Origin of the sequence: Pantoea sp. (genome assembly GCF_039594315.1) — a bacterium.
GTDB lineage: Bacteria > Pseudomonadota > Gammaproteobacteria > Enterobacterales > Enterobacteriaceae > Pantoea.
The window spans coordinates 1-12230 of the sequence record NZ_JBCNNP010000080.1; the positions used below are offsets into that span (position 1 = coordinate 1).

Here is a 12230-nt window from a genome sequence, read left to right on the forward strand (position 1 = left end):
AGGGGTCAGGCATCGAAAAATCGGGCATAATCAACGGATTTCCCCATATTCAACTTTTATTGATTAAGGTAACCCATGGCTGAATGGAACGGCGAATATATCAGCCCTTACGCTGAACATGGCAAGAAGAGCGAGCAGGTTAAGAAAATCACAGTTTCTATCCCGCTGAAAGTGCTGAAGATTTTAACGGATGAGCGCACCCGCCGTCAGGTCAATAACCTGCGTCACGCCACCAACAGCGAACTGCTGTGTGAAGCCTTTTTGCATGCTTTCACCGGGCAGCCTCTGCCGAACGATGTCGATCTGCGTAAAGAACGTAGCGATGAGATTCCGGAAGAAGCGAAACAGATAATGCGTGAAATGGGCATCGATCCCGATAGCTGGGAATACTGAAGCCAGAAACAAAAAAACCCAGCCGAGGCTGGGTTTTTTTTGCTGCCGAATCATAGTGATCCAGCCGCTAAAAATCTTATTTCTTGCTTGCTGGCACGCTGAAACGCTTGTTGAAGCGATCTACACGGCCACCGGTGTCAGCAACACGTTGCTTACCAGTGTAGAACGGGTGGCATTTGCCGCACACGTCCAGGTTCAGACCAGAAGTCATGGTTGAACGGGTGTTGATCACGTTACCGCAAGAGCAAGTCATGGTTACTGCTTCGTACTTAGGGTGAATACCTTGTTTCATGGGAGAACCTCATAAAAGGCCGTGTCGCTCTCCGTGCCAGGCTCAGCCTGCACAGCACCACACGCGGTTGAACATTAAGTGTATGCTCCGACGAGCGATCTCATCGAAGGCGGCATAGTATACAGAAATTAACCAGATCCCGCAAATAGCTCGCGTGTATACCCGCTCATCGCAGCAGCGTGTACACTACTTCTCCTTAATTCAGAACCGGATAGAGATTCACATGCCCGTTGTTCAGGTTGCCCTGCCCGTTCCGCTGCCTCGCCTGTTTGACTATCTGTTGCCCGCTGATGCGCCGCAGCCGGTGGCGGGTGCGCGCGTGAATGTGCCGTTCGGCAATCGTAAAATGATTGGCATTGTGGTTGGCACGCGCGAAACCAGCGATCTGCCGCTCACCCAGCTCAAGCAAATTGACAGCGTGCTCGACGAGCAAAGTCTGTTCTCGCCTGCGCTGTGGCGCATTCTGCACTGGGCGGCCAACTATTATCATTCACCGTTGGGTGAAGTGCTGAGTCATGCGCTGCCGGTGCTGTTGCGTCAAGGTAAACCGGCGCAGGAAGCGCCGCTGTGGCAATGGGTGATTAATGAAGCGGGCCGCGAAGTGGCGATGGAAAGCCTAAAGCGTGCGCCAAAACAACAGCAAGCGCTGGCGATGCTACGTCAGCGGCCATTGTATCGTCATCAAGTCAGCGAGCACGATTTTACTGACGCTGCGCTGCAAGCATTGCGTGCCAAAGGCTTGTGCGATTTGCGTGAACATACGCCGCAAATGCACGACTGGCGCAGCACTTTCGCGGTGAAAGGTGATCGTCTGCGCTTGAATACCGATCAGGCGATGGCAGTTGGCGCGATGCGCAGCGAAGACGATCATTATGCTGCGTGGCTGCTGGCAGGCATTACTGGTTCAGGTAAAACCGAAGTCTATCTCAGCGTGTTAGAGAACGTACTGGCGCGTGGCAAACAAGCGTTGGTGCTGGTGCCGGAAATCGGCCTAACGCCACAAACCATCGCCCGCTTCCGCGAACGTTTCGATGCACCGATCGATGTGCTGCATTCAGCCTTAAATGACAGCGAACGCCTCGCCGTTTGGCTGCGCGCGCGCAGTGGCGAAACCGCGATTGTCATCGGCACGCGTTCGGCGTTATTCACGCCATTAGCGCGTCCGGGCGTGATCATTATTGATGAAGAGCACGACAGCTCCTACAAACAGCAGGAAGGCTGGCGCTATCAGGCGCGCGATTTGGCGGTATTTCGCGCCCACGAAGAGGACATTCCGATTGTGATGGGTTCAGCAACACCAGCGCTGGAAACCCTGCACAACGTGCGCGTCGGCAAATATCGTCAGCTCAATCTCACCAAACGCGCCGGTAATGCCAAACCTGCGTTGCAACAACTTATCGATCTCAAAGGCCAACAGCTGAAAGGCGGATTGGCGCCCGCGTTGCTCGGCAAAATGCGCCAGCATTTGCAGGCCGATAATCAGGTGTTGCTGTTCCTCAATCGGCGCGGCTTTTCTCCGGCGTTGATGTGCCACGATTGCGGCTGGCTGGCGGAATGTCAGCGCTGCGACAGCTATTACACGCTGCACCAGAATCACCGCCAGTTGCGCTGCCACCATTGCGATAGCCAGCGCCCGCTGCCTAATCAATGTCCGAGCTGCGGCTCGACGCATTTGATGCCGGTTGGCGTCGGCACCGAGCAGTTAGAGCAGCAACTCGGCACGCTATTCCCCGGCGTGCCGATTTCACGTATCGATCGTGATACCACCAGCCGCAAAGGCGCGCTGGAAGCGCATTTGGCTGATGTGCATCGCGGCGGCGCGCGCATTTTGGTCGGTACCCAGATGCTGGCGAAAGGCCACCATTTCCCGGATGTCACGTTGGTATCGCTATTAGATGTCGATGGCGCGCTGTTCTCGGCTGATTTCCGCGCCGCCGAGCGTTTTGCGCAGTTGTATACGCAAGTCGCGGGCCGCGCCGGTCGCGCAGGCAAACAAGGTGAGGTGTTGCTGCAAACCCATCATCCCGAACATCCGCTGCTGCAAACTTTGCTGCATCGCGGCTATTTCGCCTTTGCCGATCAGACCTTATTAGAGCGCCAATCGGTGCAGCTGCCACCGTGGACCAGCCACGCGCTGTTCCGCGCCGAGGATATGGATAATCAGCAAGCCGCCGAATTCCTGACTCAGTTGCGTAATTTAGTGGAAGCGAGCCCGTTAAAAGATGAAGCGATGTGGTTGATGGGGCCGGTTCCAGCGTTGGCACCGAAACGCAGCGGGCGCTGGCGTTGGCAATTGTTATTACAGCATCCGTCGCGCAAACGTCTGCAACAGTTGCTGAGCGGATCGCTGCCGCTGATTTCCACCCTGCCCGCCGCGCGCAAAGTGAAATGGACGCTGGATATCGATCCCACCGAGAGTTAAGCCGCGCCACATCTGCGAGGCAGATCGAAAAAAGTCGCACAAGTCACAATTTTTATGCAAATTAAGTAACAACCCGGCGCGACCTTGGGTTAACAATAGTGCCGTCCCGGTTGAAGCCCGGCAATGTCTGAAAATCAATGCGCTGTACCGCGTCAGGAGTTATACGTTGGACCAGAAGCAACCCTCAACCACCGCCACCATGAAAGATGTGGCCGAGCAAGCCGGCGTTTCCACCGCGACGGTTTCACGTGCGTTGATGAATCCAGAAAAAGTCTCAGCCGCCACCCGACTTAAAGTAGAAAAAGCGGTCATTGACGTAGGTTACGCACCGCACGGTTTGGCGCGCAACGCCAAGCGCGGCGAAACGCAAACCATCCTGGTGATTGTGCCGGACATCTGCGATCCGTTCTTCAGTGAGATCATTCGTGGCGTGGAAGTTACCGCGGCGCGTGAAGGTTATTTGGTGTTAATTGGCGATTGCGCGCATCAGAACCAACAGGAAAAAACCTTCCTTAATTTAATGCTGACACGCCAAATTGACGGCATGGTGCTGCTGGGTTCGCAACTGCCGTTTGAAGCCGGGATTGAAGATCAACGCAATCTGCCGCCGATGGTGATGGGCAATGAATTTGCACCGGAAATGGCGTTGCCAACCGTGCACATCGATAATCTGACCGCCGCGTTTGAAGCCGTGAATCATCTGCTGCAACTCGGTCATCGCCAAATTGCCTGCATCACCGGGCCGGAACACATCCCGCTGAGCCAATATCGCTTGCAGGGCTATATTCAGGCGCTACGTCGCAGCAATATCGCCATTGATCCTACAATGATTGTGCACGGCGATTTTACCTTTGAGGCGGGCGCTAATGCGTTGAAACAGTTGATGAGTTTGCCGCAGCCACCGAAAGCGATTTTCTGCCACAGCGATTTAATGGCGCTGGGTGCGATGAATCAGGCGCGCAAACTCGGCATGCGTATTCCGCAGGATCTGTCGGTTGTCGGCTTTGATGATATCGAACTGGCGCAATACTACGATCCGCCGCTGACCACCGTGGCGCAGCCGCGTTTTGCCATTGGTCGTGAAGCGATGCTGTTGCTGCTGGATGAGTTGCAGGGCAAACGCGTTAACAACGGTTCGCGCCTGCTGGACGCCGAATTACGCGTGCGCGGCAGCACCGCACCGGCAGCAAAACGCGAAAAATAACCTTCGCTGTCATCTTTTTCAGCGGATTCTGAAGGCAGACTCTGCTGGTCAAAGTTCCAGCCCTTGCGTAACATGGCGCACTCATTGCCGGGCGATTAACAGCACATTTACATGCCCATTGGCATTTTTTTGAAGGGTAGCAGAACGAAAGTGGCACAGAAAGATTATGTAGGCCGCGGGCGTTCAACAGGGACGCGTCGCAAAAAACCGGCCAGCCGCAGCAAGAAAAGCAAAGGCGGCTCAGGCACTTCAAAACTCATGATGGTATTGGCCGTGGCCGTGCTGGTCACCTTTGCCGGTGGTTTATGGTTCATCTCGCACCATAAAAAAGAAGAGATTGAAGTGGTTCCCAATCATAAAGCCACCGGAAACGGCTTGCCGCCGAAGCCGGAAGAGCGCTGGAAGTACATCAAAGAGCTGGAAAATCGCCAAATTACCGTGCCGTCGCCGACTGAACCTTCAGCGGGTGGCAACGTGCAGTCACAAACCCAGTTGACCGATGAACAGCGCCAGTTGCTGGAGCAGATGCAGGCCGATATGCGCCAGCAGCCAACGCAATTGAATGAAGTGCCGTGGAACGAACAAACGCCGGCACAGCGTCAGGTCACGTTGCAGCGTCAGCAGGTGCAACAACAGCAGCAACAACTTCAGCAGCAGCAGTTGCAACGTCAGCAACAGCAGCAGCGCCAACAACAGTTGCAGCAACAGCAAGCCGCTCGCCAACAACAGCAGCAAGCTGCGCCGATCACCCGTGAACCGGCGCCACAGCCAAAACCGCAGGAAACGGCCAAAGCGAAACCAGAAGAGAAAGCCGCTTCACAACGCTGGATGGTGCAGTGTGGTTCGTTTAAAGGCACCGATCAGGCAGAATCTGTGCGTGCAGGTCTGGCATTTGAAGGATTTGAGAGCCGCATTACCACCGGCGGCGGCTGGAATCGCGTGGTGATTGGGCCGTTCAAAGATCGCAGCAGCGCGGATAGCACCGTCAAACGTTTGCACAGCTCCGGCCACGGAAGCTGCATCCCTCTCGCCTTACCTTAAATAATTAGGGGTTGAAACTCCTCAATCCCACCCCATATCTGGTTGCATGATACTCCGCGCCGAGTGCGCGGAGTTCCTTTTCTACTGCAACAAGGGGTCTGCCCGTGACAACAATAGTAAGTGTACGACGCAACGGCCAGGTAGTGATTGGCGGTGATGGCCAGGCTACGCTCGGCAATACCGTAATGAAAGGCAACGTTAAAAAAGTCCGTCGTCTTTACAACGATAAAGTGATCGCCGGTTTTGCTGGCGGCACCGCAGATGCCTTCACCCTGTTTGAATTGTTCGAACGCAAGCTGGAAATGCACCAAGGTCACCTGGTGAAAGCGGCGGTCGAACTGGCCAAAGATTGGCGTACCGATCGCATGCTGCGCCGCCTTGAAGCGCTGCTGGCGGTGGCTGACGAAAACTCCTCATTAATCATCAGCGGCAACGGCGATGTTATCCAGCCGGAAAATGACCTGATTGCTATCGGTTCTGGTGGGCCTTACGCCCAGGCAGCGGCACGCGCGTTGCTGGAAAACACCGACATTGGTGCGCACGATATCGTTGAGAAAGCACTGAACATCGCCGGCGATATCTGTATCTACACCAACCACAATATTAACTTCGAAGCATTACCGTCTAAGGCTAAGGACTAAACATCATGTCTGAGATGACTCCCCGCGAGATTGTCAGCGAGCTTAACCGCTTTATTATCGGCCAGGACGGCGCAAAGAAGGCGGTCGCGATCGCCCTGCGTAATCGCTGGCGCCGCATGCAGCTCGACGAAGAGCTGCGCCACGAAGTTACGCCGAAAAACATCCTGATGATTGGCCCAACCGGCGTCGGTAAAACCGAGATCGCCCGTCGTTTGGCGAAGCTAGCGAATGCGCCATTCATCAAAGTGGAAGCCACCAAATTCACCGAAGTCGGTTACGTCGGTAAAGAGGTCGATTCCATCATTCGCGATCTGACCGATTCTGCGATCAAAATGGTACGCAGCCAGGCAATCGAGAAGAACAAATACCGCGCTGAAGAAATGGCGGAAGAGCGCATTCTCGATGTGCTGATCCCACCAGCGAAAAACAACTGGGGCCAGGCCGAGCACAACGCTGAACCTTCAGCGGCACGCCAGTCATTCCGCAAGAAGCTGCGCGAAGGCCAGTTGGACGATAAAGAAATTGAGATCGATCTGGCGGCAACCTCAGCGGGTGTTGAAATCATGGCGCCTCCGGGCATGGAAGAGATGACCAGCCAGCTGCAATCGATGTTCCAGAACCTCGGTGGACAGAAGCAGAAGCCGCGTAAACTGAAAATCAAAGAAGCCATGAAGCTGCTGATTGAAGAAGAAGCCGCCAAGCTGGTGAATCCTGAAGAGCTGAAGCAGGACGCGATTGATGCGGTTGAGCAACACGGCATCGTGTTCATCGATGAAATCGACAAAATCTGTAAGCGCGGTGGCCAGAATGCTGGCGGCCCAGATGTGTCACGCGAAGGCGTACAGCGCGACCTGTTGCCGCTGGTTGAAGGTTGCACGGTTTCCACTAAGCACGGCATGGTGAAAACTGACCACATTCTGTTTATCGCTTCCGGTGCGTTCCAGGTTGCCAGCCCTTCCGATCTGATTCCAGAACTGCAAGGTCGTTTGCCGATCCGTGTTGAGCTGCAAGCGCTGACCGTTAACGATTTCGAGCGCATCCTGACTGAGCCAAACGCATCGGTTACCGTGCAGTACAAGGCGCTGATGGGCACTGAAGGCGTGAACATCGAGTTCACCGAAGATGCGGTGCGCCGTATCGCGGAAGCAGCGTGGCAGGTTAACGAAACCACCGAGAACATCGGTGCGCGTCGTCTGCATACCGTGCTGGAGCGCCTGATGGAAGATATCTCCTACGACGCCAGCGATCGTAACGGCGAGTCGATCACCATCGATGCCGAGTACGTTGGTAAGCATCTGGATGAGTTGGTGGCCGACGAAGATCTCAGCCGCTTCATTCTATAAGCATTGCTGCAAAATATCTGCCCAGCCTTTGTGCTGGGCTTTTTTTTACGCAGGATATTGATGCAGCGCTTTTTTTGTCGGTTGATGATTTTGCCAACAATCGCCAGAAAGCGATATACTTAGCGCTCCTGTGGCAAACAGACGATACCCTCATGAAATACGATACATCTGAACTCTGTGACATCTACCACGAAGCTGTGAACGTTGTTGAACCGCTTTTTTCGAACTTTGGTGGGCGCAGCTCATTCGGTGGTCAAATCACCACAGTGAAATGTTTCGAAGACAACGGCTTACTCTACGATTTGCTGGAAGAGAATGGTCGCGGTCGCGTGTTGCTGGTTGATGGCGGCGGCTCAGTGCGTCGTGCATTGGTCGATGCGCAGCTGGCGAGTCTGGCAGCGCAAAATGAGTGGGAAGGTTTGGTGATTTACGGTTCGGTGCGTCAAGTTGACGACCTTGAAGAACTGGAGATCGGCATTCAGGCGATTGCGGCGATTCCGGTAGGCGCAGCAGGCGAAGGGATTGGCGAAAGTGACGTGCGCGTTAACTTTGGCGGCGTAACCTTCTTCTCTGGCGACCATCTGTATGCCGATAACACTGGCATCATCCTGTCTGAAGACGCACTCGACATCGAGTAAGCCGCAACAAAAACGGGTGCCGCGGCACCCGTCGGTTCAAGCTATTACGCTTAAACCTCTTCCATTTTTCCCAGCAGTGCACGTAGACGATCCTGCCAAACGTGCTGCTCTTCTTTCAGATGCTGATTTTCACGCACCAGCGCATCCTGGTTGCCGGAAGCCTGGCTGACTTCGTTCTTCAGCGTGTTGTTTTGCTCTTTCAGCTCTTCAATTTCCATCTGCAGCAGCGTGATGGTATCAATCGCCTGCTGAACTTTCGCTTCCAGTTTCTCGAACACTTCAAATGACATCTTTCTGACCTCTCCTAAATCTTGCAAGGCGTTGATAGGGCGAGCGCTTGCCTTATTATGGTGCGCTCAGCCACGATGACTCGATTGTATGTAGCCAAACCCAGCAAGTCCAGCGGCACAAGGCTTGAGCGGGCAGTCTGTAACACTTTTCAGCTTATGCCTAAAAAAATGCGCACCTTCGCGCATTTGTGGCTGCGCTCACGAAACTGAAGCGGTCGTAGCGAGACAAATCGGAGCTAAAGAAACGCAAAATACGCGAAAACGCGCATTTTTATGACGCAGCACACAATTTTCAATTTCGCTATTTCTCGTTTATGCTCGTTAACGATAAATTCACATCAACCCTACAATGAAGGCTGGGCGACTCATGGATGAGAACAACAACTGATAAAATTTAACCTCGCTTCAGGAATTCCATTATGAGTCAGACAACGAACACACTTACAGGTCAATGCATCGCCGAATTCCTCGGCACCGGTTTGATCATCTTTTTTGGTGCAGGCTGCGTAGCTGCACTGAAATTGGCCGGTGCGGCATTCGGTCAGTGGGAAATTTGTATCATCTGGGGTTTAGCAGTATCCATGGCTGTCTATCTCAGTGCCGGTGTTTCAGGTGCGCATCTTAACCCAGCAGTCACCGTCGCGCTGTGCCTGTTCGCCAATTTTGAAGGTCGTAAAGTTATTCCTTATATTCTGGCGCAGGTTGCCGGCGCGTTCTGCGCTGCCGCGCTGGTCTACGGTCTCTACTACAATTTGTTCTTTGATTATGAAACAGCTCACCAGATGGTGCGTGGCAGTGTGGAAAGCATCGATCTGGCCGGTATCTTCTCTACCTACCCGAACCCACACATCAGCGTTCCGCAGGCGTTCCTGGTTGAGATGGTAATTACCGCGGTTCTGATGGCAGTCATCATGGCGCTGACCGACGACGGCAACGGCGTACCACGTGGTCCGTTGGCACCGCTGTTAATTGGTCTGCTGGTGGCGATTATTGGTGGCTCAATGGGTCCACTGACCGGCTTCGCCCTTAACCCGGCGCGTGACTTCGGTCCAAAACTGTTCGCGTTCCTCGCAGGTTGGGGCAACGTAGCCTTCACCGGCGGCAAAGATATTCCTTACTTCCTGGTTCCGATTTTTGGCCCGCTGGTCGGTGCTTGCCTCGGAGCCTTCGGTTACCGTTCACTGATTGGCCGCCATCTGCCAGTTAATGTCGTAGCGGAAACCAACACAGCAGAAAAACCGGTTGCGCGTGCACAGCAGCAGCGTAAAGCCTAAGTTTCATCGATACCACATCAGGAAAGCACAATGACTACTGATAAAAAATATATAGTTGCACTCGATCAAGGCACCACCAGCTCACGCGCCGTCGTGCTTGATCATGATGCCAACATCGTTGCGGTTTCTCAGCGCGAATTTACCCAGATCTACCCGAAAGCGGGTTGGGTTGAACATGATCCAATGGATATTTGGGCGTCACAAAGCTCAACGTTAGTTGAAGTGCTGGCCCATGCCGACATCAACTCGGATCAAATCGCGGCGATTGGTATCACCAACCAGCGTGAAACCGCCATCGTGTGGGATAAAGAGACCGGCAAGCCGGTTTACAACGCCATCGTTTGGCAAGATCCTCGCACCGCCGATTACTGTAACAAACTGAAGAAAGAAGGTCTGGAAGAGTACATCCAGCACACCACCGGTTTGGTGATTAACCCGTACTTCTCCGGTACCAAAGTGAAGTGGATTCTCGACAACGTGGAAGGCGCACGTGAGCGTGCAAAACGCGGCGAGCTGCTGTTCGGTACTGTTGATACCTGGCTGATTTGGAAAATGACGCAAGGACGTGTGCACGTTACCGATCACACCAATGCCTCACGTACCATGATGTACAACATCCACAAGCTGGAGTGGGACGATCGCATGCTGGAGATCCTTGATATTCCGCGCGAAATGCTGCCGGAAGTGAAAGGTTCTTCAGAAGTGTACGGCCAAACCAACATTGGTGGTAAAGGCGGTACGCGTATTCCAATCGCCGGTATCGCCGGTGACCAGCAAGCCGCGCTGTATGGCCAGCTGTGCGTACAACCTGGCATGGCGAAAAACACCTACGGCACCGGCTGCTTCATGCTGATGAACACCGGTACCGAAGCGGTCACCTCAACCCACGGCCTGCTGACCACCATCGCTTGCGGTCCACGCGGTGAAGTGAACTATGCGCTGGAAGGTGCGGTATTCATTGGTGGCGCGTCAATTCAGTGGCTGCGTGATGAGATGAAGCTGATCAGCGATTCCACTGACTCTGAGTACTTCGCGCTGAAAGTGAAAGACACCAACGGCGTCTACATGGTGCCAGCCTTCACCGGTTTGGGTGCGCCATATTGGGATCCGTATGCACGTGGCGCCATCTTCGGCCTGACGCGCGGTGCCAATGCTAACCACATCATCCGTGCCACGCTGGAATCAATCGCATACCAGACGCGCGACGTGCTGGAAGCGATGCAGAACGATGCGGGTACGCGCCTGCAATCACTGCGCGTGGATGGTGGTGCGGTTGCCAACAACTTCCTGATGCAGTTCCAGTCTGACATTCTCGGCACGCGCGTTGAGCGTCCGGAAGTGCGTGAAGTCACCGCGTTGGGTGCCGCGTATCTGGCGGGTCTGGCGGTTGGTTTCTGGAGCGATTTGGATGAAGTGCGCGCCAAAGCAGTGATTGAACGCGAGTTCCGTCCAAGCATCGAAACCACCGAACGTAACGTGCGTTACGCTGGCTGGAAGAAAGCGGTTGCTCGCGCCAAAGCGTGGGAAGACGAAGAGTAACATCCTGCTGACCCGCGGCGCCCTGCCGCGGGTTTTTCCCCTGCCACTCTCCCCCGCTGTGTTAAACTGCCTGCCTGTTTTTTATCAGGTGCCACCATGAAACGAGAACTCGCGATTGAATTTTCCCGTGTGACCGAAGCCGCTGCATTAGCGGGCTATCACTGGTTAGGACGCGGCGATAAAAATGCGGCCGACGGCGCTGCCGTTCACGCCATGCGCATTATGCTCAACACCATCGATATCGACGGTCAGATTGTGATCGGCGAAGGCGAAATCGACGAAGCGCCGATGCTGTATATCGGTGAGAAAGTCGGAACCGGACGCGGCGACGCGGTGGATATCGCCGTTGACCCGATTGAAGGCACGCGCATGACGGCGATGGGCCAAGCCAATGCGCTGGCGGTGCTAGCGGTTGGCGATCAAGGTAGTTTCCTGCACGCACCTGATATGTATATGGAAAAGCTGATTGTTGGTCCCGGCGCACGCGGTGCTATCGATCTCAATCTGCCGCTCGACATCAATCTAAAAAACATCGCGCTGGCGCTGGGCAAACCGCTCAGCCAGCTGACAGTGTCGATTCTCGCTAAGCCGCGTCACGATGCGGTGATTGCACAGCTGCAACAGCTCGGCGTGCGCGTGTTCAGCTTCCCGGATGGCGATGTCGCGGCTTCGATTCTGACCTGCATGCCGGATAGCGAAGTGGATGTGATGTACGGCATTGGCGGCGCGCCGGAAGGCGTGGTATCAGCGGCGGTGATTCGTGCAATGGACGGCGACATGCAAGCTCGTTTGCTGGCACGTCATCATGTTAAAGGTGACACGGAAGAGAATCGTCGTTTAGGCGAGAATGAACTGCAACGCTGCGCTGAAATGGGCATTGAAGCTGGACAGGTGCTGAAACTGGAGCAAATGGCGCGCAACGATAACGTGATCTTTGCTGCCACCGGCATTACCACCGGTGATTTGCTGAAAGGCATTACGCGCAACGGCAATATCGCAACGACGGAAACGCTGCTAGTGCGCGGCAAATCGCGCACCATTCGCCGCATCCAGTCAATCCACTATCTGGATCGCAAAGACGCGGCGCTGCATCAATTTATCCTGTAATCGCCTGCTTGCCGCTCTCCGGATGACGTGAGAGCGGCCACCAGCA

General features: G+C 54.5%; 12 protein-coding genes. 10 read left to right on the top strand and 2 right to left on the bottom strand.

What is annotated here, in order from left to right:
- Positions 1-75 precede the first annotated feature (75 nt).
- Positions 76-393, top strand: a complete 318-nt coding sequence (gene metJ / locus ABDW13_RS22335) for a met regulon transcriptional regulator MetJ (protein ID WP_007885403.1) — start codon at positions 76-78, stop codon at positions 391-393.
- Between the two features lie 76 nt (positions 394-469).
- On the opposite strand, the gene rpmE is transcribed toward metJ, so the two are convergent.
- Positions 470-685, bottom strand: a complete 216-nt coding sequence (rpmE, locus tag ABDW13_RS22340) for a 50S ribosomal protein L31 (RefSeq protein WP_343554710.1) — start codon at positions 683-685, stop codon at positions 470-472.
- 223 nt (positions 686-908) lie between these two features.
- Here rpmE and priA point away from each other — a divergent pair, with 223 nt between their 5' ends.
- The 6 genes from priA (at position 909) to rraA (ending at position 7974) form a co-directional block, all read left to right on the top strand.
- Positions 909-3107 carry a primosomal protein N' gene (priA, locus tag ABDW13_RS22345; RefSeq protein ID WP_343554711.1) on the top strand — a complete coding sequence of 733 codons (2199 nt, stop codon included), beginning with the start codon at positions 909-911 and terminating at the stop codon, positions 3105-3107.
- 166 nt (positions 3108-3273) lie between these two features.
- Positions 3274-4311, top strand: coding sequence for a DNA-binding transcriptional regulator CytR (gene cytR, locus ABDW13_RS22350; RefSeq protein ID WP_343554712.1), 1038 nt, complete (start codon positions 3274-3276; stop codon positions 4309-4311).
- A gap of 150 nt (positions 4312-4461) precedes the next feature.
- On the top strand, positions 4462-5352 hold the full coding sequence (ftsN, locus tag ABDW13_RS22355; protein WP_343554713.1) for a cell division protein FtsN: 891 nt from the start codon (positions 4462-4464) through the stop codon (positions 5350-5352).
- A gap of 104 nt (positions 5353-5456) precedes the next feature.
- The gene (gene hslV / locus ABDW13_RS22360; RefSeq protein WP_008109674.1) at positions 5457-5993 is read left to right on the top strand and encodes an ATP-dependent protease subunit HslV; all 537 of its coding nucleotides are present in this window, start codon (positions 5457-5459) and stop codon (positions 5991-5993) included.
- A 5-nt stretch (positions 5994-5998) separates the two neighbouring features.
- Entirely contained in the window at positions 5999-7336 is a 1338-nt protein-coding gene (gene hslU / locus ABDW13_RS22365; RefSeq protein ID WP_343554714.1) for an HslU--HslV peptidase ATPase subunit, read from the top strand.
- A 152-nt stretch (positions 7337-7488) separates the two neighbouring features.
- Complete coding sequence (gene rraA / locus ABDW13_RS22370; RefSeq protein ID WP_343554715.1) at positions 7489-7974, top strand: ribonuclease E activity regulator RraA; 486 nt, start codon at positions 7489-7491, stop codon at positions 7972-7974.
- Positions 7975-8024: 50 nt separating this feature from the next.
- Here the strand turns inward: rraA and zapB are convergent, their stop codons facing one another.
- Positions 8025-8264: a cell division protein ZapB gene (gene zapB, locus ABDW13_RS22375; RefSeq protein WP_007885384.1), complete on the bottom strand. Its 240-nt coding sequence runs from the start codon at positions 8262-8264 to the stop codon at positions 8025-8027.
- Between the two features lie 419 nt (positions 8265-8683).
- Here zapB and ABDW13_RS22380 point away from each other — a divergent pair, with 419 nt between their 5' ends.
- The 3 genes from ABDW13_RS22380 (at position 8684) to glpX (ending at position 12184) form a co-directional block, all read left to right on the top strand.
- Positions 8684-9538 carry an MIP/aquaporin family protein gene (locus ABDW13_RS22380; protein WP_343554716.1) on the top strand — a complete coding sequence of 285 codons (855 nt, stop codon included), beginning with the start codon at positions 8684-8686 and terminating at the stop codon, positions 9536-9538.
- Between the two features lie 30 nt (positions 9539-9568).
- A complete protein-coding gene (gene glpK, locus ABDW13_RS22385) occupies positions 9569-11077 on the top strand; it encodes a glycerol kinase GlpK (RefSeq protein WP_343554717.1) in 1509 nt (502 codons plus the stop codon).
- A 96-nt stretch (positions 11078-11173) separates the two neighbouring features.
- Positions 11174-12184, top strand: a complete 1011-nt coding sequence (gene glpX, locus ABDW13_RS22390) for a class II fructose-bisphosphatase (RefSeq protein WP_343554718.1) — start codon at positions 11174-11176, stop codon at positions 12182-12184.
- The last annotated feature ends 46 nt before the right edge of the window (positions 12185-12230 follow it).

Excerpts from the sequence above, each read along its gene's own strand:
- metJ (WP_007885403.1), top strand. The coding sequence starts at position 76 with ATGGCTGAATGGAACGGCGAATATATCAGCCCTTACGCTGAACATGGC.
- rpmE (WP_343554710.1), bottom strand. The coding sequence starts at position 685 with ATGAAACAAGGTATTCACCCTAAGTACGAAGCAGTAACCATGACTTGC.
- priA (WP_343554711.1), top strand. The coding sequence starts at position 909 with ATGCCCGTTGTTCAGGTTGCCCTGCCCGTTCCGCTGCCTCGCCTGTTT.
- hslU (WP_343554714.1), top strand. The coding sequence starts at position 5,999 with ATGTCTGAGATGACTCCCCGCGAGATTGTCAGCGAGCTTAACCGCTTT.
- rraA (WP_343554715.1), top strand. The coding sequence starts at position 7,489 with ATGAAATACGATACATCTGAACTCTGTGACATCTACCACGAAGCTGTG.
- zapB (WP_007885384.1), bottom strand. The coding sequence starts at position 8,264 with ATGTCATTTGAAGTGTTCGAGAAACTGGAAGCGAAAGTTCAGCAGGCG.
- ABDW13_RS22380 (WP_343554716.1), top strand. The coding sequence starts at position 8,684 with ATGAGTCAGACAACGAACACACTTACAGGTCAATGCATCGCCGAATTC.
- glpK (WP_343554717.1), top strand. The coding sequence starts at position 9,569 with ATGACTACTGATAAAAAATATATAGTTGCACTCGATCAAGGCACCACC.
- glpX (WP_343554718.1), top strand. The coding sequence starts at position 11,174 with ATGAAACGAGAACTCGCGATTGAATTTTCCCGTGTGACCGAAGCCGCT.